At 34.1% G+C, this 25,818-nt stretch carries 18 protein-coding genes and 1 tRNA gene; 15 read left to right on the plus strand and 4 right to left on the minus strand.

Annotated features, from left to right (window positions below; translation table 11 throughout):
• The first annotated feature begins 57 nt into the window (after positions 1-57).
• From B6A10_RS01400 to B6A10_RS01410, 3 genes are all read left to right on the plus strand, one after another.
• On the plus strand, positions 58-3,231 hold the full coding sequence (locus B6A10_RS01400; RefSeq protein ID WP_188219413.1) for a UvrD-helicase domain-containing protein: 3,174 nt from the start codon (positions 58-60) through the stop codon (positions 3,229-3,231).
• 219 nt (positions 3,232-3,450) lie between these two features.
• Entirely contained in the window at positions 3,451-4,869 is a 1,419-nt protein-coding gene (locus B6A10_RS01405; protein ID WP_188219414.1) for an OmpA family protein, read from the plus strand.
• Positions 4,870-4,931: 62 nt separating this feature from the next.
• Complete coding sequence (locus B6A10_RS01410) at positions 4,932-7,694, plus strand: PD-(D/E)XK nuclease family protein (protein ID WP_188219415.1); 2,763 nt, start codon at positions 4,932-4,934, stop codon at positions 7,692-7,694.
• Positions 7,695-7,796: 102 nt separating this feature from the next.
• On the opposite strand, the gene B6A10_RS01415 is transcribed toward B6A10_RS01410, so the two are convergent.
• The 3 genes from B6A10_RS01415 to B6A10_RS01425 all read right to left on the minus strand — a co-directional run bounded on the left by B6A10_RS01415 (position 7,797) and on the right by B6A10_RS01425 (position 11,632).
• Positions 7,797-8,579, minus strand: a complete 783-nt coding sequence (locus B6A10_RS01415) for an alpha/beta fold hydrolase (protein WP_188219416.1) — start codon at positions 8,577-8,579, stop codon at positions 7,797-7,799.
• A 94-nt stretch (positions 8,580-8,673) separates the two neighbouring features.
• A complete protein-coding gene (locus B6A10_RS01420) occupies positions 8,674-9,966 on the minus strand; it encodes an aminopeptidase P family protein (protein WP_188219417.1) in 1,293 nt (430 codons plus the stop codon).
• A 304-nt stretch (positions 9,967-10,270) separates the two neighbouring features.
• The gene (locus B6A10_RS01425) at positions 10,271-11,632 is read right to left on the minus strand and encodes a hydroxymethylglutaryl-CoA synthase family protein (protein ID WP_188219418.1); all 1,362 of its coding nucleotides are present in this window, start codon (positions 11,630-11,632) and stop codon (positions 10,271-10,273) included.
• A gap of 370 nt (positions 11,633-12,002) precedes the next feature.
• Here B6A10_RS01425 and B6A10_RS01430 point away from each other — a divergent pair, with 370 nt between their 5' ends.
• The 4 genes from B6A10_RS01430 to B6A10_RS01445 all read left to right on the plus strand — a co-directional run bounded on the left by B6A10_RS01430 (position 12,003) and on the right by B6A10_RS01445 (position 16,329).
• Entirely contained in the window at positions 12,003-12,668 is a 666-nt protein-coding gene (locus tag B6A10_RS01430) for a succinate dehydrogenase cytochrome b subunit (protein WP_026714778.1), read from the plus strand.
• Positions 12,669-12,680: 12 nt separating this feature from the next.
• Positions 12,681-14,681, plus strand: a complete 2,001-nt coding sequence (locus tag B6A10_RS01435) for a fumarate reductase/succinate dehydrogenase flavoprotein subunit (RefSeq protein ID WP_188219419.1) — start codon at positions 12,681-12,683, stop codon at positions 14,679-14,681.
• 52 nt (positions 14,682-14,733) lie between these two features.
• Positions 14,734-15,480: a succinate dehydrogenase/fumarate reductase iron-sulfur subunit gene (locus tag B6A10_RS01440; protein WP_188219420.1), complete on the plus strand. Its 747-nt coding sequence runs from the start codon at positions 14,734-14,736 to the stop codon at positions 15,478-15,480.
• Between the two features lie 84 nt (positions 15,481-15,564).
• Entirely contained in the window at positions 15,565-16,329 is a 765-nt protein-coding gene (locus B6A10_RS01445) for an amidohydrolase (RefSeq protein ID WP_188219421.1), read from the plus strand.
• Positions 16,330-16,332: 3 nt separating this feature from the next.
• On the opposite strand, the gene B6A10_RS01450 is transcribed toward B6A10_RS01445, so the two are convergent.
• Positions 16,333-17,994 (minus strand): Ig-like domain-containing protein, encoded by a 1,662-nt coding sequence (locus tag B6A10_RS01450; RefSeq protein ID WP_188219422.1) that lies wholly within the window; start codon positions 17,992-17,994, stop codon positions 16,333-16,335.
• A 178-nt stretch (positions 17,995-18,172) separates the two neighbouring features.
• Here B6A10_RS01450 and B6A10_RS01455 point away from each other — a divergent pair, with 178 nt between their 5' ends.
• The 8 genes from B6A10_RS01455 (at position 18,173) to B6A10_RS01490 (ending at position 25,719) form a co-directional block, all read left to right on the plus strand.
• Positions 18,173-19,177 carry a hypothetical protein gene (locus B6A10_RS01455; protein WP_188219423.1) on the plus strand — a complete coding sequence of 335 codons (1,005 nt, stop codon included), beginning with the start codon at positions 18,173-18,175 and terminating at the stop codon, positions 19,175-19,177.
• Positions 19,137-21,428 (plus strand): hypothetical protein, encoded by a 2,292-nt coding sequence (locus B6A10_RS01460; protein WP_188219424.1) that lies wholly within the window; start codon positions 19,137-19,139, stop codon positions 21,426-21,428. Before B6A10_RS01455 ends, B6A10_RS01460 begins: the two co-directional genes overlap by 41 nt.
• A gap of 31 nt (positions 21,429-21,459) precedes the next feature.
• Positions 21,460-21,858 (plus strand): methylmalonyl-CoA epimerase, encoded by a 399-nt coding sequence (gene mce, locus B6A10_RS01465; protein WP_188219425.1) that lies wholly within the window; start codon positions 21,460-21,462, stop codon positions 21,856-21,858.
• Positions 21,859-21,965: 107 nt separating this feature from the next.
• Positions 21,966-22,039, plus strand: a tRNA-Ile gene (locus tag B6A10_RS01470).
• 163 nt (positions 22,040-22,202) lie between these two features.
• Positions 22,203-22,931, plus strand: coding sequence for a hypothetical protein (locus tag B6A10_RS01475; protein WP_188219426.1), 729 nt, complete (start codon positions 22,203-22,205; stop codon positions 22,929-22,931).
• 93 nt (positions 22,932-23,024) lie between these two features.
• Positions 23,025-23,312: a helix-turn-helix transcriptional regulator gene (locus B6A10_RS01480; protein WP_188219427.1), complete on the plus strand. Its 288-nt coding sequence runs from the start codon at positions 23,025-23,027 to the stop codon at positions 23,310-23,312.
• Positions 23,313-23,399: 87 nt separating this feature from the next.
• Positions 23,400-24,632, plus strand: coding sequence for a primase-helicase family protein (locus B6A10_RS01485; RefSeq protein ID WP_188219428.1), 1,233 nt, complete (start codon positions 23,400-23,402; stop codon positions 24,630-24,632).
• A gap of 211 nt (positions 24,633-24,843) precedes the next feature.
• On the plus strand, positions 24,844-25,719 hold the full coding sequence (locus B6A10_RS01490) for a CHC2 zinc finger domain-containing protein (protein WP_188219429.1): 876 nt from the start codon (positions 24,844-24,846) through the stop codon (positions 25,717-25,719).
• Positions 25,720-25,818 lie beyond the last annotated feature (99 nt).

A 25,818-nucleotide genomic window follows, 5' to 3' on the forward strand; every position in this document is an offset into this window, starting at 1 on the left:
TTAGTTTTACTGAAACATTTGAAATTAAAAATTGTTAATCAGCAATCAAAAATCTAAATGCAAAGACATTCTTTTTCAATTTACGACGCATCAGCAGGTTCGGGTAAAACTTATACTTTGGTCAAAGAATACCTGAAAATTATTCTCACTTCGCCTAAAAATGATGCTTACCGTAATATTTTGGCGATTACTTTTACCAATAAGGCGGTACATGAAATGAAAAGCCGGATTGTGGGCAGTTTGTCTGAATTTGCGAAAGACGAACCTTCGTTGAAAGCCTTAGATTTAATGCAGGATTTAGTAAATGACACTCAGGATTGGGATAGAAAATTGTCGCTGAATGTAATCAAAAGTAAATCGCAACAAATCATCAAGCATATTATTCATAATTATGCTGCTTTTGATATTTCGACTATTGATAAGTTTACGCACAAGGTGATTCGTGCTTTTGCGCACGATTTGAATTTGCCGATGACTTTTGAGGTGACTTTGGATACCGAAAATTTATTAACCGAAGCGGTCGACGCTATTATTGCACAGGCCGGAGAAGATGATATTTTGACCAAATTACTCATCGATTTTACGATGGAAAAAACCGATGACGATAAGTCCTGGGATGTTTCCCGTGAAATTCTCGAAACAGGAAGATTGATTTTGAATGAAAACAATCGTAACGAAATTGTGCAGTTTCAGGATAAATCTATTGGAGAATTTGTTGAAATCAAGAAAAAATTAGCCGAAATCTGTAAAGCGCTGGAAAAGGAAACGGCAGTTTTGGCAGAGGAAGCTTTGTTGTTGATTGAAAAAAACGGAATTGACTCCAAATCTTTTTCCAGAGGCACTTTTCCAAATCATTTGGCGAGTATCCGCGATGGGAAATTTAATCCTAAGAATAAAACTTTTCATGAATTTGACGATATTGCTATCAATAAAACGGCTAAAGACCGGGCGTTGATTGAAAATATTATTCCGGATTTGTTGCAACTTTTGGATAAGATTTATAAGATTTTTGAAAAAATAAATTTCTACAAAGCTTTTTTGAAAAACATCACACCGCTTTCGCTACTCAATACGGTGAGTAACGAATTGGCGAAAATTCAGGAAGAGCAAAATGTGCTTTCTATTTCGGAATTTAATGCAATTATTCAGCGCGAAATTCAAAATCAGCCGGCTCCTTTTATATATGAAAGATTGGGTGAGCGTTACCGCCATTTTTTTATTGACGAATTTCAGGATACTTCCGAAATGCAATGGAAAAATTTAATTCCGCTTATCGATAATGCGCTTTCCGGTCAGGATGATTACGGAAATAAAGGGACTTTGATGATTGTGGGTGATCCAAAACAATCCATTTATCGCTGGCGTGGTGGAAAAGCCGAACAATTTATTGAATTGAGTAAGGACGAAAATCCTTTTAACAATCCGGATAAAAAAATTGAACATTTGGATAAAAATTACCGTTCGTATTCTCAGATTATTGAATTTAATAATGAATTTTTCAGGTTAATTGCATCGGAGTTTGAACAGGAAGATTATAAAGATTTATATGAAAATCATAGTCATCAGCACACCAATGCTAAAAAAGGAGGTTATGTAAATATTTCTTTCATTCCAAAAACAGAGGAAACAGAAAATGAGGAGGAAGTTTTAGGTAAAATGGATTTGTATCTTTTGGCTACGCTAAATACTATTCAAAAAGTGCTTCGGGAAGGTTTTGAATATAAAGATGTTGTGATTTTGACCCGTAAACGTGATCAGGGAATTGCGATAGCGAATTATTTGACGGAAGAAGGAATTCCGTTGTTGTCATCGGAAACTTTGATGATTCAAAATGCGACCGAAGTTCGTTTTGTGATTCACTTTTTAAAATACCTGAAAAATAATGCCGATTTAGAATCGAAGGCTTATTTCCTGTATTGCATCGCTGTGAATTTGCAGGAGCAGTTGGCGTTACATGATTTTATTGCTCAGGGAATGCAGCGAACAAACGAAGAGGATTTTGAACAATGGTTGTCTAATTTTGACATTTCACTTTCGTTTCAAAATATTCGAAAAAAATCTTTATATGAAGCCGTAGAATTGATTGTTTTAAAATTTATTTCAAATGAGGAACAAAGCCAAAGTGCTTATGTACAATACTTTTTGGATATTGTTTTGGAACGGGATGTGCGTAATCAGGCTGGAATTGCTGATTTTCTGGATTTTTGGGATAAAAATGGTTCTAAATACAGTATTCCGTCTCCCGAAGGAAATAATGCAGTGCGAATTATGACGATTCATAAATCAAAAGGATTAGAGTTTCCAGTGGTGATTATGCCTTTTGCTGAAGAGGATTATGGGCGAAAACCGAAAGATAAACTATGGCTGGATGCTGATGAAATGGATTTAGAAATGCCAAAAGTTTTAATCGATAATAGTGCAGCAGTTGAAGGTTTTGGGGAAAATGCCAAAAAAGTGTACGGGCAGAAAAAACAGGAAGAGTTGTTGGATAATATCAATGTGTTATATGTGGCTTTAACCCGTGCCGAAGAGCAGTTGTATGTGATTTCTAATATGAATTTGACCAACAAAGGCGAGGTTAAACAGGGAGATATGTCTTCTTTTTTTGTTAATTACCTAATCAGTAAAGGTTTATTTGAAGAGAATAAATCGGAATACGAGTTTGGTGAAAAGACAAAGCTTTCTTTGTTAGTCAAACATGTTGATGCTTCAAAACCGATTGAAAGCGTTGTGGAAATTTTAGAGCCTAAGAAAGTAAAAATTGCACAACGAGAGGCTCTAATGTGGGGAACGCATCAGCAGGAGTCTATCGAATATGGGAATGTGATACATGAAATCATGTCTTTTGTGAAATCAAAATCGGATGTGGATGTGGCTGTTGAAAAATCGGTTGAAAATGGTTTGATTCACGTGGAGCAAAAAGAAAAAGTGTCGGAAACAATTTTGAAAGTGGTAAATCATGTTTTGTTAGAGTCTTTTTTTGCGGAAGGTAATGAAGTGTTGAATGAGCAAACGATTATTCAAAAAGAAGGAAGGATTATTAAGCCGGATAGGATTGTGATTGATAGAAATAAAGAAGTTTTGCTGTTGGATTATAAAACCGGGGCTTATCAGGCTAAATATCAAAAACAGTTAGAAGAATATCAGCAGGCGATTGAATTAATGGATTTAAAAGTTGTTCAAAAAGCATTGGTGTTTATCGGTCAGGAAGTGGAAGTTGTGTATTTGTGATTTTTTTGGTGTTTTTTGAAATAAAAATTTGATTTTTTGCGGTTTCTGTTTGTTGTTAAAATTATGAGGATTTGTTTTGTTAAGTACTAATTTTTATGGATTTAGTCAGTTTAAAATACCTTGCATGTATCTTTTTTTTTTAACATTCTATTTTGTAGTTAAAAAATTACGCGTTATTTTTGTCTGTAATTAACTAAATTGTAATTAAAAAAATTAAGTATGAAACATCTTAACAAACTTTTTGTTGCTGTGCTGATGGCTATGGGGGTTAGCTCTCAGGCGCAAGACAGTAACAATCCATGGGCAATTGCTTTTGGAGTAAATGCCGTGGATACTAGAACTAGTGCAGGCGGAGGTAATAATTGGTTAGATCGTCATTTTTCTCAGCCATTTGATGTGAAAAACAATTGGAATATTCTGCCTTCAGTATCTTATTTAAGTGTATCTCGTTACGTGGGAAGCAATTTTACAGTAGGACTTCAGGGTTCTGTTAATAAAATTGATAAGTTGGTAACTTTTGATCCAACTGCTCCGGGTCACGATGGTAGAGGTATGATTGTTACTAATCCAGGTGATTTAATGTATTATGGAATTGATGGAAAAGTGAAATATAGTTTCATGAATCTAATCAAATCTCAAGTTATTGATCCAAGTTTACACTTAGGAGGAGGTTATACTTTCTTAGGAGATAGTAGTTTTGGAACTGTTAATGCAGGTGCCGGATTAGCTTTTTGGGTTTCTCAAAATGTTGGTATCGAATTAGGAACTACCTATAAAAAAGCATTTGATAGTTCTGATCCATTGCAGCGTTCTCACTTCCAACATACAGCTGGTGTTGTTTTCAAATTTGGAGGAAAAGACACTGACGGTGACGGAGTGTATGATAAAGACGATGCATGTCCTGAAGTTGCAGGTTTAAAACAATTCAACGGTTGTCCTGATACTGATGGTGACGGAATTATTGATTCTGAAGATGCTTGTCCTGAAGTTGCTGGTTTAGCTTCATTGAAAGGATGTCCGGATGCTGATGGTGACGGAATCACTGATGCTGAAGATGCTTGTCCTAATGTAGCTGGTTTGGCTTCATTAAAAGGATGTCCGGATGCTGATAAAGACGGTGTAGCTGATAAAGATGACAAATGTCCTAACGTAGCTGGTCCAAAAGAAAACGCAGGTTGTCCTTGGCCAGATACAGATAAAGATGGTGTAGCTGATAAAGATGATGCTTGTCCGGAAGTTGCGGGGCCTGCTAGTAACAAAGGTTGTCCTGAAGTAACTCCAGAAGCTATGGATCAATTGAAATCTCAAGCTAGATTTATCTACTTTAACTCTGGAAAATCAACATTTAAATCTGCTGACGTTCCTAAGAGATTAGACGCTATGGCTGCATTGCTTAAAAACTACGCAAACTCTGAGTTCTTAATCGAAGGACATACTGATAGCGACGGTTCTGAAGCATTCAACCAAAAACTTTCTGAAGCCAGAGCTGCGGTAGTGAAAAATGCTTTATTAGACAGAGGAATCTCTCCTAGTAAATTGAAATCAGTAGGATATGGTGAAACTATGCCAATTGCTACTAACAAAACTGCTGCTGGTAAAGCATTAAACAGAAGAACTGAAGTGAAATTAATCAAATAATTTCTTCTAAATAATTATTGAAAAACGCCCCGTTTATCGGGGCGTTTTTTTATTTTTATGCTATGATAAATAGTACTTTTCTAGATAAAATAGCTCAGGTTTTAATTGAAAAATATTCGGATAGGCTGGTTAAAACCATTGTAGTTTTGCCTAATAAAAGAGCTAAAGTTTTTTTGATGGAAGCTCTGAGGAAAAGGGTTTCAAACAATATTCTGGCTCCAAAAATTATTAGCATTGAAGATTTTGTTCAGGATATTGCCGGAATTCGGACTGTTGATGCAATCGAATTGCTGTTTGAATTTTATGAGGTTTATTTATCGGTTACTGAAAAGCCAAATCAGCAATCTTTTGAATTGTTTGCCAATTGGGCCAAAACACTTTTACAGGATTTTAATGAAATAGATCGCTATTTGCTGGATCCAACTCATGTTTTGTCGTATCTTAAAGATATCGAAGATATTAAAAAATGGGGAATTGAGGTGGAGAATAAAACCCCATTACTGGAAAAATATATTGATTTCTGGAAATTATTACCTCTTTATTATCAGTCATTGTACCAGCATTTATTGAATAAAGGCATCGGTTATCAGGGATTAATTTATCGCGAAGCGGTAGCAAACCTTACTCATTTTTCCAATAATGTTGTTGATACGGAGTTCGTTTTTGCAGGTTTTAATGCCTTGAATGCTTCTGAGGAAAAAATCATCCAACATTTGTTAGCCAATGATCAGGCTCAAATTTTTTGGGATGCCGATCAGACATTTTTAAATGATCCTTATCACGATGCCGGATTGTTTTTACGACGTTTTAAAGAAAATTGGAAGCATTATAAATCTCATTCTTTTGAATGGATTGTGGATGATTTTTCGCAATCTAAAAATATTCAAATTATTGGTACTCCAAAAAGTATTGGTCAGGCTAAAATATCCGGAAAAATTATTGAACAAATTGTTGAGCAAAATCCTTCGGCCAAATTAGATAAAGTAGCTATTGTTCTTGGCGAAGAAAATCTTTTGGTTCCCTTGTTGTATTCTTTGCCCGCATCAGTCGGGGCTTTGAATATCACGATGGGTTACTCGGGAAAAAATAATCCGGCGCAAATTTTGATTGCCAAATTATTTAAAATGCATACCAATGCTTTGTCCAGAAAGTCTTCGAGTTATGTGTTTTATTATAAAGACGTTTTGGATATTCTGACACATCCGCTGGTAGAGCCTTACGCTAAAACTTCCCGTTTGGTTAATACTATTAATACTAATAATTATACATTTATCAGTCATCAGAAATTGATGGAATTGAATCAGGGTCCATCTGATTTGTTCTTGTTGCTCTTTAACAAATGGGATGATAATTCGTTAGCGGTCTTGCAATCTGTTTCGGAATTGTTATTGACTGTAAAGCAGAATTTAAGCAATGATAATGAAGAGGAAAAAATCACTAAAGCCTTTGTTTATGCTATTTTTAAAGTGATTAACAAACTGATTACGTACTATTCAAAACATCGCCATATTGATAAAATTGAAACGTTGCATGCTATTTATAAACAGCTGATTGATTTAGCCGAAGTTTCTTTTGAAGGAGAACCTTTAAGTGGTTTGCAAATTATGGGAGTTTTAGAAAGTCGTGTGCTGGATTTTGAAACTGTGATTGTGACCTCTATGAATGAAGGGAAATTTCCCGCTGGAAAATCGCAAAATTCCTTTATTCCTTATGATGTAAAAAGAGAATTGGGATTGCCAACTTTTAAAGAAAAAGACGCAATTTATACCTATCATTTTTATCATTTGTTGCAACGCGCCAAAAATGTGTATTTGCTGTACAACACTGAAAGTGAAGGTTTGGATGCTGGTGAAAAAAGCCGTTTTATTACCCAATTAGAAGTTGAGAAACAGCCAAATCATGCTTTGACTCATGAAATTTATAATGCGATTTTGCCCGAAACAGCATATAAACCTATGGTTGTTGAAAAATCTGTAGCAGTAATGACGCGTTTGGCTGAAATTGCCAAAGACGGTTTCTCGCCTTCCGCACTGACTTCTTATATTCGAAATCCGATTCAGTTTTATTTTCAAAAAATACTACGCATTCGCGAGGTAGAAGAAGTAGAGGAGAACATAGCGTTGAATACTTTGGGGACGATTATTCACGAAACCTTATTGGCTTTATATACGCCTTTCATTGGGAAATTTATTTCGGAGGCTGATATTGAAAATTGTTTTAAACTAATTGATGCTGAGGTTTTAAAGCAGTTTAAAATTGTTTATAAAGAAGGTGAAATCAAAAAAGGGCGTAATTTGCTTGCTTTTGAAGTGGCCAAACGCAATGTTTCTAATTTCCTGAAAGTAGAATTAGAAAGTATCAAAGCAGGTGATGCGATTAAAATTATTGCTCTTGAACAAACTTATTCTCGAACTTTAGAACATCCTTCGTTACCATTTCCGGTATTGATTAAAGGAAATGTGGATCGAATTGAAGAACGCAACGGCATCATTCGAATTATTGATTATAAAACAGGAAAAGTCGAAAAAGGAAATGTGAGTTTGAAATCCTGGAACGGATTGATTCAGGAAATTAAACATGACAAAATTATTCAGGTTTTGGCTTATGCTTTTATGTATGAAAATGAAGCTCAGGGAAAACCAATTGAAGCCGGAATCATTTCGTTTAAAAATCTAAAAGCTGGGTTTTTACCTTTTAATTTTAAAGAAGATAAAGAAATAGAGCAGATTATAAATGAAGAAATAATGGCGAATTATTTGGAGCAAATTGTTTTGTTGTTGCAAGAGATTCTAGATGAAACGATGCCGTTTGAGGAAAAGGTTTAACCGTAAAGATTACTGAGGTTTCGCAAAGAACACAAAGTTTTAAAAAAAAATCTGTGTTAATCTGTGTAATCTGTGGTTAAATTAATTTTATAAAGAAATGCTTTAAACCTTCTTGAAAAAGTCTAACAAAACCTTAGCTAATTCGGTTTGATTTTCAATGTGACTCATGTGTCCGTCAGGGAAAGTCACGAGTTGCACATTAGTTTCTTCAATTTGTTCTAAATTTTCTTCGTAATTCAAAACAGGATCTTTTTGACCCAAAATCAACATTTTGGGATAAGGTGTCAGATGCAAAATGACTTCTCTGTCCATTCGGATTTTCATACCTTCCAATGCTGCAACGATTCCTTGGAGAGGTGTTTTTAAGGCTTCTTTTTTGACTAATTCAATTTGCTCTTTCAGGCGTTCTCTGTTTTCTTCGCTGAATAAATTGGCAATAGAAAGCGAAATAAAATTAGAAAAAGATTGTTTTACCGCTTTAATCGCACGGTCACGATTGGCTTTTCGTTCCTCGCTGTCGGCACGTGAAGTGGAATTAAGCAAAACCAAACCTTTTACATTATCCGGATACAATTCGGCGAAAGCCAAAGCTACATAACCGCCCATCGAATGTCCCACAAAAACAGCTTTTCGGATGTGTAATTTGCTTAAAACAGCGTGAACTACATCGGCATTGTCTTCCATTGAATGTACATAACCTAAACATTCTGTTGCACCGTGCCCTAATAAATCAATGGTAATGACACGATTTTTCTTGGCAAAGACCTCAATATAGTTGTTCCACATTTGTTGGTTTTCTAAAAAACCATGCAGCAAAACAACGACAGTTCCTTTGCCGGAATCGGTATAAGCGATTTTAGTGTTTTTATGGAGAATTTTATTCATGTTTTTAAGCTTAGCACAAAAATAAAAAACGACTCACATTTCTGCAAACCGTCTTTTCTCTTGTTTCTTTTTTCTTTGCTCTAAAGAAGAAGAATTAAGAATTCATTAAACTCTCGATTTCCTCGACTTCAATCGGGATGTTTTTCATCAAATTAAAAGGTTCTCCTTTTTCCTGAATGACCACATCGTCTTCGATTCGGATACCAAAACCTTCGTCCGGAATGTAAATTCCAGGTTCTACAGTAAAGACCATATTGGCTTGCATCGGTTCGTACAATAGTCCGTAATCGTGCGTGTCCAATCCCATGTGGTGCGAAGTGCCGTGCATGAAATATTTTTTGTAAGCTGGCCAGTCCGGATTTTCGTTTTGAACATCGGCTTTGTCCAGGAGTCCTAATCCTAATAATTCGGAAGTCATGATTTTGCCTACTTCGTATTGGTAGTTTTTCCACAGCGTTCCCGGAGTCAGCATTTTAGTCGCTTCGTTTTTAACTCTCAAAACAGCGTTGTAAACGTCTTTTTGTCTGCTGGAATAACGTCCGGAAACCGGAATGGTGCGTGTCAAATCACTAGAGTAATTAGCATATTCGGCAGCAACGTCAAGTAATATCAAATCGCCTTCTTTACATTGTTGGTTGTTTTCGATATAATGCAATACATTGGCGTTATTTCCAGAGGCAATAATCGGTGTGTAAGCAAAACCTTTGGAACGATTGCGAATGAACTCGTGGATTAGTTCGGCTTCGATTTCATATTCCATTACATTTGGTTTTACAAAAGATAATAGACGACGGAAACCAAGTTCAGTAATGTTGCAGGCTTGTTGAATCAAATCGATTTCTTCGCTTTCTTTTACAGAACGCAGGCGTTGTAAAATTGGGTTGCTTTTGGCTACCTGATGTGCAGGGTATTTTTCTTTCCACCATTTTACAAAGCGGGCTTCACGAGTTTCGGTTTCTACGTTTGAACGATAATGTTCGTTGGTATTGATGTAAATGGTTTCGGTATAAGTCATTAACTCAAAAAGTACTTTCTCGAAATCCTGTAACCAATAAACAGTTTTGATTCCTGAAACTGCAAAAGCTTCTTCTTTAGTTAATTTAGCGCCTTCCCAGATAGCAATCAATTCGCTGGTTTCTTTTAGGAACAGTATTTCTTTTTGATGTTCGTAAGGTGCATCCGGAAAAAGTAAAAGAATGCTTTCTTCCTGATCGATTCCGCTTAAATAAAAAATATCACGGTGTTGCGCAAAAGGCAAAGTGCTGTCGGCACTAACGGGATAAATATCGTTTGAGTTGAAAATGGCAACACTTTTAGGTTTCATTTGAGCCGTAAATTTGCTGCGGTTTTTTATAAATAAATGGCGATCAATTGGATGGTATTTCATTTGAAAAAGTTTTGAAATACAAATCTAATCAATCCAATTTAAAATCAGCGTAGCTGTAGTTTGTAAACGCTAATTTTATAATAGCCTTTGTGGTTAAAAGAAATTAACCGCAAAGGCTGTAAAGTTTTTTCGCAAAGTTCGGAAAGAGAATTAGATATGTTAGCTCGCGGATTGTACTGATGTTACAGATTATCACTGATTTTTTAGACTTCTTAGATTCTAAAAAATAATTAGTGAATTCGTGGCAAAAAAATCTGCGACCCGAGCAGCAGCGAACAGGCGAAGCAATCTGCGGTCTTAATTTTTAATCAACCCATTTGTAATAACGTGCACCAATTAGATTTGGATTTTCGTTTTCAATGCGGTCTAAAATCCATTCGTTTTTTGGAGTTTGAACGCTTTGTTTTTGTTCTTTTTTATGGAGTTTTTCGTAAGTGTCAAAATCAATTTCGAAGCTTTTTTCTAAGGTTTCAAAAAGTTTTGTGTTTGCAATTGCCGATTTCCATTCTGGTTGTATTGTTCCTTCAAATACTTTTGATTTAGAACCGCTTCCATAAGCTAAGAATCCAAAAGTGTTTCCTGTGATTTCTTTTTTCGAATCATAAAAATGAGCCAAAGTAGAAAGGAGTCCCATGAAAATAGAACCCGTATATAAGTTTCCAATTAAGGAAGAAGCTAATTCGGCAGGTATTAATTTTTCTTCAACAAAATTTTTGTATTCGGTAGTTTTGCTGGTTTCTTTTAGTTTTGTTTGGTATTCAGCCGGCGTTTCTTCGCCTGAAATAATCGAATTTTCAGCATCCAAAGCGTAGATTTCAGATAACATACGACGACCTTGATAAGAATAAGGCAGGTGCATGATGATACTGTTCCAGTTTTGGTACAAAGTTGCTGAAGTTTCTTTTAATTTTTTGAACGAGAAATAGGCATTTCGGGTTCTGTCCATGTAGCATTGGTTCGAATATTGTCCGTCAAAAACCGGTTGGTCTTTGTGGATTTCGATTTCGGCTTCCAAATTGTCAAACCAATTTTCGTTATTTGAGTTTCCGGTAATGGCTTCTTTTGTAATTGTTCGGTGCGGTTTGAAAAAGTCAAAAACACCTTTTGTATTGGTAGCCCAATGGTTTTCGAAGGCTATTATTCTTGGATTGGCAGTAATCAGCATCGCCAGAGCTCCCGCACCCTGAGTGTATTCGCCGGTTGAGTTTAAGTCGTATTTGGCAAAATCGGTCGTAACGACAATTGCCTTTTTGTTTGGGTTTAATTTTATAAAATCCAGGCAGTTTTGCATGGCATCAACCCCTCCGATACAAGCAAAGGTAAAATCAACAACATCACATTCTGCTAAAGAATCTTCGCCAAATTTTTGCTCCATCAAATCCACTAAATAAGATCCGATAGGTTTAGCGCTGTCTATGGAACTTTCGGTTCCTACATAAATTCTGCTGATTTCGTTTAGGTCAATTTTGTTGTCCTGAATTAATTTGGTTAAAGCGTTGGCTGCAAAAACGACACTGTCCTGATGGGTGTCAGGTAAAGTCATTTTGATTAATCCTAAACCTTTTTCCAGTTTTTCGGGTTCTATGTTTCTGGCCTCAGCCAATGTTTTTATAGGTAAATGTAGTTTTGCTACATCAAAAGATATAGCGTCAATTCCGGTTTTCATTTTCAATTTTTTTTGGAATTGCAAAGATAAAATGATGCTTTAGAAATGTAGTTTTATTAACTACACAAAATAGTTGGTTTTTGTGTTTTTGTCAATTCGAAAGTAAAACATTCTTAAAATTATGGATTTTATATTTTTTGAGTTCTTAAAATGTAAATAATTAATTCTTTTTTTGTAGTAATTTATTGTTGTTGTTTTTTTTATTTGTAGTTAAATATCTGTAAATCAATAATTTAAATTAATTATTGCTTAAACGAAAGCTTTTGGGACTTAGAACTTTATAATCTTTCTAAATAGTAGCGAAAAGGTTGTAGTTGGTTGCTAATTACTTTATTTTTGTGTACTTTTTTAAATTATATTCTAAAATATTATGGCAAAATCTGGATTATTGAAATCGTCAATAGCAAAAAAAGTAGCTATGGCACTTTCAGGACTTTTTTTGATGTTGTTCTTAGCACAGCATTTTTTTATTAATATGATGTCAGTATTTAGTGCTGATGTTTTTAATTCGATTTCTCATTTCATGGGAACCAATCCTTTGATTCAGTTTGTTATCCAACCTATTCTTATTGTAGGTGTTGTGTTTCACTTTATCATGGGATTTGTTTTGGATATTCAAAACAAAAAAGCAAGACCGGTTGGGTATGCAAGTTATAATGGAGCGGCTAATGCAAGCTGGGCTTCACGTAACATGATTATTTCCGGTTCAGTTATTTTGGCTTTCCTGGCGTTACACTTCTATGATTTCTGGTTTCCGGAAATGGTTTACAAGTATATAGAATTCAATCCTGCTGACGAGACCCGTTATTTCCATGAATTAGCAGAGAAATTTGTAAGTCCGGTTCGTACTGGATTGTATAGTTTGTCTTTTATTTTATTGTCTTTACACTTGCGTCACGGTTTCAGTTCTTCGTTCCAGTCTATTGGGCAAAACAATAAATATACAAAGGGAATGAAAAACTTCGGATTATGGTTTTCGGTAGTTGTTCCTTTAGGATTCGTAGTTATTGCATTATTTCATCATTTCAATCATTAATATTCAATTATAATGGCATTAGATTCAAAAATTCCAAATGGTCCAATTGCGGACAAATGGACAAATTATAAAGATCATATTAATTTAGTAAACCCTGCTAATAAACGTAATTTAGATATTATTGTTGTAGGAACAGGATTAGCCGGAGGTTCAGCAGCTGCTACTTTAGCAGAATTAGGATATAACGTAAAAGCATTTTGTTTTCAGGATTCACCTCGTCGTGCGCACTCTATTGCTGCACAAGGAGGTATCAATGCTGCAAAAAATTATAAAGGAGACGGTGACTCTGTTTACAGATTGTTCTACGATACTGTAAAAGGAGGAGATTACCGAGCTCGTGAAGCAAACGTATATCGTTTGGCCGAAGTTTCTGCTAATATTATTGACCAATGTGTGGCTCAAGGGGTGCCATTGGCTCGTGAATATGGTGGATTATTGGATAATCGTTCTTTTGGAGGAACTTTGGTTTCCCGTACATTTTATGCTCAGGGTCAAACAGGACAACAGTTATTGCTTGGAGCTTATTCTGCCATGAACCGTCAAATTGGTCGTGGAAAAATCAAAATGTACAATCGTCATGAAATGCTTGAATTAGTAATTATTGACGGAAAAGCAAGAGGAATTATCGCTCGTAACTTAATTACTGGTGAAATCGAAAGACATTCGGCTCACGCTGTTGTTGTAGGTTCCGGAGGTTACGGAAACGTATTCTTCTTGTCAACTAATGCAATGGGGTCTAATGCTACTGCAGCTTGGAAAATCCACAAAAAAGGAGCTTTCTTCGCAAACCCTTGTTATACTCAAATTCACCCAACTTGTATCCCGGTTTCAGGAGATCACCAGTCTAAATTGACTTTGATGTCGGAGTCGCTTCGTAATGACGGACGTATCTGGGTTCCTGCAAAATTAGAAGATGCGCAAGCTATTCGTGAAGGAAAGAAAAAAGCAACTGATTTAGCTGAGGCTGACAGAGATTATTTCTTGGAAAGAAGATATCCTGCTTTTGGTAACTTAGTGCCTCGTGACGTAGCTTCCCGTGCGGCTAAAGAAAGATGTGATGCCGGTTTTGGTGTTAACAAAACTGGAGAAGCAGTTTACTTGGATTTTGCTGCGGCTATTCAACGTTACGGAAAAGAGCAGGCACATATTAAAGGATTGGATGAAAATGATAACGCTTTAGTGACTAAATTAGGAACTGATATCGTTAGAAGTAAATACGGAAACTTGTTCCAGATGTATTACAAAATCGTTGACGAAGATCCATATACTACGCCAATGATGATTTATCCGGCGGTTCACTACACCATGGGTGGAACTTGGGTTGATTATAACCTGATGACTACAATTCCTGGATGTTTCTCAATTGGAGAGTCTAACTTCTCTGATCACGGAGCGAACCGTTTGGGAGCTTCTGCTTTGATGCAAGGTTTGGCTGACGGATATTTCGTATTGCCATACACAATTGGAGATTATTTAGCTCCGGATATCAAAATGGGACCTATCTCTACTGACAGACCTGAGTTTGAAGAAGCGGAGAAATCTGTAAAAGATTTGATTGCTAACTTTATGAATAATAAAGGAACGCATTCAGTAGATTATTTCCACAAAAAATTAGGTAAAATTATGTGGAACAAAGTAGGTATGGCTCGTAATGAGAAGGGCTTAACTGAAGCAATGGAAGAAATAGCTGCTTTACGTGAAGAGTTTTATAAAGATGTAAAAGTACCTGGATCAGATAAAGAATTCAATCAGGAATTAGAAAAAGCAATTCGTGTTGCGGATTTCTTAGAATTAGGAGAGTTGTTTGCTAAAGATGCTTTACATCGTAAAGAATCTTGTGGAGGTCACTTCCGTGAAGAATACCAAACAGAAGAAGGAGAAGCACTTCGTGATGACGAAAACTTTGCTTATGTTGCTGCTTGGGAATACAAAGGAAAACCAAGTGATGCGGTATTACACAAAGAGCCGTTGAATTACGAAAACATTAAATTAGTACAACGTAGTTATAAATAGTATTTAGAGAAAGTTTTAATACTTGTTTCTTAATACTTAATACTTAGAGAAGATGAAACTTACATTAAAAATATGGCGTCAAAAAAACGCTCAAGATAAAGGGAAAATGGTCGATTATAAAATCGACGGAATCGAACCTGATATGTCGTTCCTTGAAATGCTTGATGTATTCAATGAGCAACAAATTAATGCTGGTGAAGAGCCGGTAGCTTTTGACCACGACTGTCGTGAAGGAATTTGCGGAATGTGTTCTTTATTCATTAATGGAGAAGCTCACGGACCGGACAGAGGGGTAACTACTTGTCAATTGCACATGCGTATGTTTAAAGATGGTGATACTATCACTATTGAGCCATTCCGTGCTGCTGCTTTCCCAGTTGTGAAGGATTTAGTGGTTGACAGAAGTTCTTTTGACAGAATCCAACACGCAGGAGGATTTATCTCGGTAAATACTTCAGGAAATACTATCGATGCTAATACGATTCCGGTAAACAAAAAAGACGCTGATGCTGCTTTTGATGCTGCAACTTGTATTGGATGTGGAGCTTGTGTGGCAACTTGTAAAAACTCATCGGCTATGTTATTCGTTTCTGCTAAAGTATCTCAATATGCTTTATTGCCACAAGGTCAGGTAGAAGCTGCAGACCGTGTATTGAACATGGTGAAACAAATGGACGAAGAAGGATTTGGTAACTGTACCAATACAGGAGCTTGTGAAATCGAATGTCCAAAAGGAATTTCTTTAGAAAACATTGCTCGTATGAACAGAGAATACATGTCGGCAAGTTTGAAAGGATAATATTTTTTTCAATATATTTTAAAAGCGCATTCATTGATTTGAATGCGCTTTTTATTTATCTTTATTGGAAAACCATAATTGAATATGAGAGTAGCCTTAATCCAATCGCCATTAGTTTGGGAAAACCCAAAAGCTAACCGAGTTTATTTTGAAGAAAAAATTAATGGAATTAGTGAGTCGGTCAATTTAATTGTATTGCCCGAAATGTTTTCCACGGGTTTTACTATGAATCCTGCGGCGATTGCTGAAACGATGCAGGGAGAAACGGTCTTGTGGATGCAAGCTTTGGCGAAGGATAAAAAAACGGCTGTTACAGGAAGTCTGGTAATTGAAGACGGAGGTTGTTTTTATAATCGAATGTTGTTTGTTTATCCATCAGGTGAAATTTTGCATTATGACAAAAGACATTTGTTTACTCTTGCAGGAGAGGATCGAATTTATACTGCCGGAGAGCAAAAGTTAATTGTTGATTATTTGGGTTGGAAAATTTGTCCGATGGTTTGTTATGATTTGCGTTTTCCTGTTTTCTCACGTAATGTTGAAAACTATGATTTGCTGCTGTATGTGGCGAGTTGGCCTGAAAAAAGGACTCAGGCTTGGGATGCGCTTTTAAAGGCGCGTGCGATTGAAAATATGAGTTATGTTGTGGGTGTAAACCGCATTGGAACCGATGATAACGGTCACGGCTATTCCGGACATACCCAAGTGGTGGATTGTTTGGGAGATTATTTGTTGGAACCCAAAGAATCCGAAGGGGTATTTCTATTGGTTTTAGATCGTGAAAGTATGCTGGCTACGCGCAAACAATTGGGTTTTTTAAAAGATCAGGATCTTTTTAAAATGCTCTGATTTTTACGGCTTTTTCTTCTTTTTGTTTTTGTCGTCTTTTTTAACAGGCGGGCTGTATGGAATACTGAGGTCAAAAGTTTGTTCGACATCCCAGTTGGTTCTTACGTCAATTTCTCCGGAAAAATAAATTACTTCTTCGGCATATTTTTTCTCTAAGTAATTTCCCGGGTCATATTCTTTATTTTTGTTGTTGTCGTATATAGCGCGCAGCGAAAATACGGCCGGATCTAAGAGGTTGAAATTAACAACGGAGTTGCTTTCTAAATAAGCATTTGCAACCACTTCTCCGGTGGATTTAAGGAGTTCTAGGATAACGGGAAAAGATTTTATGTTTTCTAATTTTACTTTTAAATTTCCGTAATCTTCCAGTTCTTTGGTGCTTATTTGGTAGTTTAAAGTGTCGTTAGTTTGTTCGAAAAAGTCAGTTAGAGCGCCCGGTAAAATCTGGAAAGCATATTTTTGAGCCGGTTCTTTTTTGAAATCAAAAAATAATTTTTGACGGAATTCATCATAATTTGTGGTGAATTTTACCGCTGCAGAATCTTTATCAATTAATTTGATTTTGGATTCGTCAAATTTCACTAAAGGCGTTGTGGCTTCTAAAGCAAAAGAATCATAAAAACTGGCAGGGTTTACGGAGCTTATAGTTAAGCTGTCTTTTTTTTGGTTTTTGATTTTTATGGCAAATGTTTTGTTGAAATCTCCCTGAGCAACTTCTACTTTTAAAGAATCGGTTTTTATTGGTTTGAACCAAATTTGCAAAGAGTCTTTTTTAGGTAATTTGGTGGCGATGCTCGGTAAAATTTCGTTGTTGTTTTTTAATGTGATTTTGGGTTTTGCATGAGTTTCTTTAAGGCTTCCCTCGTACCCCATGAATAATTTATTACCGGATTCCTGAGTGGGTTTAAAAGCTTTAAACGGAACGTTTTCTTTGAATAATTCTACTTCGTATAAAGTGTCGTTTGGAATTGAAATAGTTTCTTTGATAAAACCAATTTTTTCGGTTTTTGGATCGTATTTATTGTTGTTGTTTAAATCTTTTAGTGCAATCAAACGGTATTTTCCGGCTTTTAGATTTTCAAGGCTAAAAGTTTTTAAACTGTCCAGGGTGTTGGTAATGTATCTTGGGCTTTCGTTATAAATTACCGAGTCGTTGTATTTGTCGTTTATTTCATAAAGCATTACCGAAATGAAGGCTTCTGCTTCTTTTTCGTAAGCATATTTTACTTTTCCGTTAAGTTTTAACGAGTCGATATAATCGCCGGTTGAAAACACATATTTAAACTGGTTCAACGGGTTACCTTCGTTGTTATCGGTTAAACTTTGTCCAAAATTAAAGCTGTAAGTAGTGTTGGGCTGTAAAGTGTCTGAAATTTTAATCGTGATAAATTTACTCGCGTTTGTGGGTAAGATAAGCGGGTCATTTTTCATTGGCGGCGAAATAACCAATTGTTTTCTGAGGTTTTTCAGAATAACATTTTCGTCAAATTCCAGTCTGATTTGTTTGGCGTTGAAATTTGTACTGAAGTTTTTTGGAAAACTTGTTCTCAGGCTTGGAGGAATAGTGTCTTTTAATCCGCCGGTAATAGAACCTCTTTTGGCACAACTTACAATTGTGATTAGTAATATAATTATCGAAATATATTTAAGCTTGTTTCTCAACATGAAATTTAAAATTTAGAGAATACAAAATAACAATTATAATTACTGGTATTAAAACTTTTTATGGAATTATTAAGTAGTATTTGTTTGGTTTAAAACCAAATTTCTTGAGTTTTAACAAAGGATATTATGTGCTAATTCGAAGCTAATTCTTACTTTAGCAGTTTGTAAATCTACTTTTTTGAGACATAATACTATATATCTTCTTTTAATTTTCCTATTTTTTTCCTGTGATAAAAAAGAGAATTCACTTATTTCATTTTATTACTGGAAAACCAATTACGAATTGTCTGCTACAGAGCAAGAAGCGATCCGGGACAATAATATTCAAAAAATTTATATCCGCTATTTTGATATTGATTTGAATCCCAAAACTAAAACTCCATACCCAAGAAGTCCAATTCACTTTATTCAAAAACCAACTGTTAAGAATGTTGTTCCGGTGGTTTATATTAAAAACAGCGTAATGTTACAAACAGATTTAGATGTTGAAGATTTGGTACAAAAAACAGTACGTTTTATGGAAACAATTAATACTATAAATGGGATAAATTGCAGGGAAGTTCAAATTGATTGTGATTGGAGTTTGAATTCAAAGGAAAATTATTTAGTGTTTATTGAGCGGTTTAAACATATTTCGAAGAAAAAAATATCAGCAACAATTCGTTTGCATCAGGTAAAATATTTTGAAAAAACGAAGGTGCCAAATGTCGATTCCGGAGTTTTAATGTATTATAACATGGGTACAATTTCTATGAAATCAGGTAATTCCATTTATGACAGAAGTATTGCAAAACGCTACATTTCAAGTTTAAATAAATATCCCTTGGCATTAAATGTTGCCTTGCCTATTTATTCCTGGGGAATTCATAGCAGAGACAATAATATTCTGGGTTTGCGGAGTAAATTGACGTTTGAGGATTTGCAGAAAGATGAAAATTTTCTAGCTATTAATACAACTACTTTTAAAGTGATACAATCTAATTACCGAAAGGGAGTTTTTTATAAAAAAGGAGATTTCGTGAAAATTGAAGCAGTAACAGCCGCAGATTTAAAAGAAATGGCTGAAGATTTAAAAGAGAATTTAGCCCAAAAGCCTAAAGAAATTATATTTTACGATTTAGATCAGGATAATTTGAAAAATTATGAAAAGAATATTTTTAAGCAAATTAGTAGTTGTTTTTAGTGGTGTTTTGATGTTTGCCTATGGCGTGATTTACGCTTGCGGCGGCGGAGATTGGTTTGATAATTGGTATTACAATTCTAATTTTACTCCGGAAACCTTTGTTGATGAATCCTATTCGCCTTTGTTTTTATCAGGAGATGTTTTTTACGGAATTGGTTTTGACAATGGGCATAATTCAAGGTTCAATAATCAAATTGTAGCCGAGTGGCAGTCTTTTTTGAAAGGAAAGATGAATCCTCAATATGTAAAAGAATTTTTACTGGAAAACAACCGTAGGATAACGGTGGAAGAGTTGTATTTCTTTTTTAAGACTAAAAAGGAGAATGAATCTTCGTTAGGATTTGCTTCTAAAATGAATTTGAAAGAGGCCAAAATTAAAGAATTTATTAATTTTTTATACTTGGCACAGCAAATAGAAACCGTCTCAATTGGAGAAGAAAATTGGGGTTATGATCCGGTAGTTTCAAAAGAATTTGTAAATTCGGATGTCATTGAGGAAATAGAAAATAAATACAATACGACCAAAGATTTGTTTCTGAAAAACAGATATTGGTTTCAAACCATAAAGGCTTATTTTTATAGTGATACTAAACAAAGAGCAATTGATTTTTTCCATAAAACAGAGAGTTTAATTCCTAAAAACACTTTGTATTACAGAGCTATAGGGTATTTGGCCGGAATTCATTATAAACAGGGAAATTATGCTGTTTCGAATTATTTATATAGTCAGGTTTTTGACAAATGTCCCGAAATGAGAGTAGTGGCTGCTTATAGTTTTCGTCCGCAGGAAGAGAGTGACTGGAAGCAATCCTTAGAAATGGCAAAAACAAAAGAGGAAAAAGCAGCGCTTTGGGCTATTAGAGGCTATTATAATGATGAAGAAGAAGCTGTTGCCAAAATATTCGAGTTGGATCCTAAAAGTCCGCATTTAGATTATTTATTGACCCGATTAATAAATAATCAGGAAAATAAAATAGGAGGTGACAGAGGAAATCCTGTGTTAGAAATAAGTAAAAAGGAACAAATATCTAAATTGAGTCCGTCAGTCTTGGAGTTGGTAACTAAGATTAATGCCTCCAATGCTACTGCTAAGCCTTATTTGTGGAATATGGCTTTAGGTTATTTGCAAACTTTACATGGTAAATATCTTATGGCTGATAAAAATTATAGCCAAGCTGAAAAGGAAATGCCAAAAACAGTTTTGGCTTCCAGTCAATTGCGATTGCTTCGTTTTGTGAATAATTTGAATAAAATAACCAAAATTGATGACCATTCAACGCAAACCATTTTAAAGGATTTGAAATGGTTGTATCAAGAGCTTCCAAAAGAGAATATCGAAAATTTCCGATTCGATCATGCTTCAAATTGGAGCAGATGCTATTTGTCTTCTTTGTTTAAAGTACAAAATAACGCGGTTATGGCAGAGTTGTTTTCACAATCTACCGAATATTATTCCGGCAATATGGGTAATTCATTTTATGATGATGAAAAGAATCTTCTGGACATGAAGACTTTTTTATCAAAATCAAACAAAACACAATTGGAACAAATTGCTGAAGGAATTTATGATTTAAGATTGAAGGATATTATAAATTTTCAGGCTGTTAAAGCTACCTTTCAAAACAAAATTCCTGACGCAATAGCTTTTTTGAAGCAAACAGATTCTATCCAATTGCAGTTATTCTATGGAAATCCCTTTAATGGGAATATAAAAGATTGTCACGATTGTGAACATTTGGCTTTTCAAAAAAAGAAATATTCCAAAATTGATTTTTTGAATACAATCCAATTAATGCAGGAAAAATTGGCAGCAAATGAAGATGTTTACAATAATAGTTTGTTATTAGGAAATGCGTTTTATAATATTTCTCATTTTGGAAATGCAAGAACATTTTACGAGATTAACATTGTAGGTTATGGTTCTAGTCCAACTTATTTCAGAGAATCGATGAAAAAGATGATTGTTGATTGTTCAGTGTCTAAAATGTATTATCAAAAAGCGCTATTGGCGGCAACTACAAAAGAGCAAAAGGCAAAATGCAGCTATTTATTAGCTAAATGTGAACGGAACGATTTTTACAACCAACGTTATTATTTCAAAAACAAGAGTTATTGGGAATTTTATGGAGACAAGCTTAATTTTTTAGCGTGGAATGGATTCAAAACTTTGCAAAAAGATTATTCGGATACTAAATATTATCAAGATGTAATTAGGGAATGCGGTTATTTTAATACCTTTATTAATCAGTAGTAAGTGTTTCTTGAGGTTGTAAAATTTGGAAATGAAAAAAATAGATCATATAGGAATTGCGGTAAAAGATATTGAGGTTTCTAATAAATTGTTTGAAAGCTTATTAGGTGTTTCGGCTTATAAGCAGGAGGAAGTACAAAATGAATCGGTTTTGACTTCTTTTTTTAAAAATGATAGCTGTAAAATTGAATTGCTTGCTGCTATTCAGGAGGATAGTGTTATTGCTGAATTTATTGAGAAAAAAGGGGAGGGAATTCATCATATTGCCTTTGAGGTCGAAAGTATTCCGGATGAGTTGGAAAGGCTGAAGGCTGAAGGTTTTGTTGTTTTGAATGAAATTCCTAAAAAAGGAGCCGATAATAAGTTAGTCGTTTTTTTGCATCCCAAAAGTACAAATGGTGTTTTGATAGAATTATGTCAAAGTTTATAATTCTAATAATCAACGCTTTTTAGATGAAGTGTTTTAGCATGTGTAAAACAAGACTAAAAATATTTGGAGCAAACAAAAAATAGTAGTAATATTGCAAACTCTTAACCGGTCCTATAGCTCAGCTGGTTAGAGCACCTGACTCATAATCAGGTGGTCCCTGGTTCGAGCCCAGGTGGGACCACTCTCAAAATCAAGCCTTTACAGTGATGTAGAGGCTTTTTTGTTTCTTTCAGTACAACATATGTACAACAAACTGTTGGACTTTGCAAAGATAGTAAACTTTTCATTCTGTTTCAATTAGCTGTTTATTTTAGTATTTTTACGCTTCAAAAAAAACTAGATTTATGAAAAATGTAATTGAAGAAATTTTTTTCTTCCTTCACAGACATATTGAAAAGTTAAATTCAATTTTTAATTCTAAGATAATTTCTCTCATCTTGGCTCCTTTGTTGCCTTTTTCAGTTGTTATCTTAAGTGTCTTTCAATTAAGTAATGGAGTTTATATTTTATTCCATTCAATAATGATACTATTAGGAATTATTTTCACTTTCATACTTGGAGTATCGTCATTTTATTTTTATAAAAACGATAGTATTTATGTTAAAATTAATAGAGAAAAATCTAATAAGAATTTGTCTCAATTCCAAAATTCACAAAAATCTTCCAAAAATATTTCTGAGAGAAAAATTAATGAACTTTTGGATTCCAATAAAGATGTCATAAATCATTATTATAAACAATTTAGAAAAATCGATTTATTTAATGATGATACGTCATTAAGTGATTTTCAAATTTTGATTGGTAATTGTTTAAAAAAGTCTAAAGACAAATGTTTATTTAAATTGGAAGTTAATGCTATGCAAACACACGGTTTTATTAATGAATTTATGATCCCTTTTTTGATAAAAATAGACTCAAATTATAAGGTTAGTAAAAAAATAATGGCTTCATTATTTCTATATAAAAAAGCAGGAAAATATTTTCCTGTAAATGAAAAATCATTATCAGATATAAAAAGAATATTAGTTACCCCTTACCAAAGAGAAATATACGAGAGTCTTAAAAAAAGGTGAATTTCCCCGAATTTTTATGTGATCAAGTCGCAATTCCACGTTTCATCTAGCTTCATCTAGATAATTTAGCCTCATAATCTTAAATCATTTATTATGAGTCCACAAAAAATTATTGAACAGTTAAATGAAATTAAAATGATGATTACTAAGGGTAATCAGTTTCAAAAAGAAATCTTTACTATTAAGGATTTGATGGCTTATACAGGCTTTTCAGATAGTACTATACATAAATTATCTGCTAAAAAATTAATCCCTCATAATAAACCGACCAACGGAGCTTTATTCTTCGATAGAGTCGAAATAGTTGAATGGATCAGAAAACATAAAGTCTATTCTGATGAGGAAGTTTTATCTAAATTTTCCAAGCAATTAAAAAAATAATGCGTTCAACTTCCGCAAACTGAACGCATAAAATCCTATTTCTTAATCTATTCCTATGCAAATGTAGGAATAAAATACCATTAAACTATGGACTTAGATATTCCTTATATCCGAGTAGGAACTTCCTATTTTAAAATTATAGAAAAACCACTCATTTCTGGCGATAAAGTCAAAGTAATGACACGCTGGAATCGCGAAACAATTGTTTCCGATCATGGTAAAAATTTTTTAGGAAATATCCAGAAATTAGACGGTTTTTGTTGTATTCCAGATCATCTTAACTATCAATTAATTGTAGATAATTTTTATAATACCTATAATGAATTAGGTGCGTCGCCAACAAACGAAGTTTTAACTTTGGAACAATTAGAAAATAACATACCAAATACGTTAAAATTCGTGCAGCATATATTCGGAGATCAAAAAGAATTTGGTTTAGATTATTTGAAACTGTTGTTTGAAAAACCAACGCAAACATTACCTATTTTATGTCTTGTGAGCAAAGAAAGAGCTACAGGTAAAAGTTCCTTTATCAAATGGCTTAAAGCAATTTTTGGACTGAATATGACGTACATAAAAGGCGATTCTTTTAACTCGCAATTTAACAGCGATTGGGCAAGCATGTTGCTTGTTGCTATTGATGAAGTATTCTTTGATAAAAAAGAAATTACAGAACGTTTAAAATATCTATCCACAACCGATAAAGATAAAGTGGAAGCCAAAGGAAAAGACCGACAGGAAATTGAATTCTTTGCAAAGTTCATCTTATGTTCTAATAATGAAGATAACTTCATTCAGATCGACGAAGAAGAAATTCGGTTCTGGATTCGTAAAATTCGACCTATAAAGTCAGAGGATGTTTTTTTCTTGAAAAAGCTAAATGCTGAAATCCCTTACTTTTTAAAATATTTAATCGAACGAGATTTTAAATCTTCTCAAAAAACACGTATGTGGTTTACTCCACAACAAATTATGACGGAATCACTAATGAAATTGATCAATAAAAATAAAACAGAAGTTGCATTATTGGAACTATTCCACGAGTGTTTTGAAAAAATTGATGATGATGAAATTTTAGTTGCACCTAATGATATCTTATTGTTGTTACGTAAAACAAATCCAAGATTGTTTATTTCTGCTAGTGAAATAAGAAAAATTTTAAAACGCTGGGAATTTCAACCAGAAGACAACACAAAATCATATCAAGGAATTGAACTATTGTCGCATGGAGAGATTGTAAAAGTAGATCGTAGAGGTCGCTATTATTTGATAAAAAAGTTTTTGTTCTATAAAATTTTTGATGCTTTGATGCAAGAGTAGTTTAAAGTGTTGATATATAATTGTTTATTCTGCATTAAACTCTGCATCAAACTGAAAAAACATGGTTTTTGATGCAAGAGTGATGCAAGAATTGAAATCAGTTTGATGCAGTGATGCAAGAGTGATGCAGAGTATTTAGCTTATATACAATTAGTTAAGTTGTTTCTGCATCACTGCATCAAAAAAAACAATTTTTTAGCTTTTTACAATTATGGACATAAGAACAATAAAAAACACACCAATTTCGACTGTAATGAACAGGTTAGGTTTTTGTATAATTCGGACAAATGACTCAAATTTATGGTATAAAAGTCCCTTTAGAAATGAACAAACAGCTTCTTTTAAAGTGGATAGTAAAAAAAATCTTTATTACGATTTTGGAGAAGGAAAAGGTGGAAATGTTTTCGATTTAATAATGCGAATGAAAGATTGCAATTTTAAAGAAGCTTTACATTTTTTGAGAAGTGAATTTGATTCTTTTTCTTTTCACCAGCCACAAAACAATATTGAACTCAAAAAAAAGGAGAATCAAAAAAGCTATGAAATTGATCAAACAAAACCATTAGCAAATTTCATTTTAATCGAATATTTAAAAAGCCGAAAATTGAATATTGAAATATGTAAAAAGTATTTAGATGAAGTTTATTATACGATTAATCAAAAGAAATATTTTGGGGTGGGATTTAAGAATGATAAAAATCAATATGAAATCAGAAATAAATACGCCAAGTTATGTTTGGGGGAGAAATGGTTCACATGGATTAATAAAAGCAATAAATCCATAATAATTTTAGAGTCTTGGTCTGATTTCATTTCATTATTGAGTTTGTATCCAAAATGCGAAAAGTCAAAAGATTTCTTGGTTTTGAATTCCCTATCAATGCTTTCAAAAGTAGATAAGGTACTAAATGTCTATGCTGAACTTTTGTTTGCTCTGGACAACGATGTTGCGGGTTCGAATGCAACGGAAAACTGTTTAAAGAAGTGGAATTTTGCGGGGGTAAGATGTAAAGATATTAGGTATCTGTTTCATGGCTCAAAAGATATAAATGATTTCTTGATTTTAAACATTAAAACAAATGGTTAGGCTTGTGGGGGATGCTTTGAAAGAGTTTATAAAGGCAGTGTATTTAGTAGCAAGTAGGACAGGGGCGGAAAAACCCCTATCCTACTTGCTCTGCGAGGC

The organism is Flavobacterium pokkalii (assembly GCF_014596575.1).
Lineage (GTDB): Bacteria > Bacteroidota > Bacteroidia > Flavobacteriales > Flavobacteriaceae > Flavobacterium > Flavobacterium pokkalii.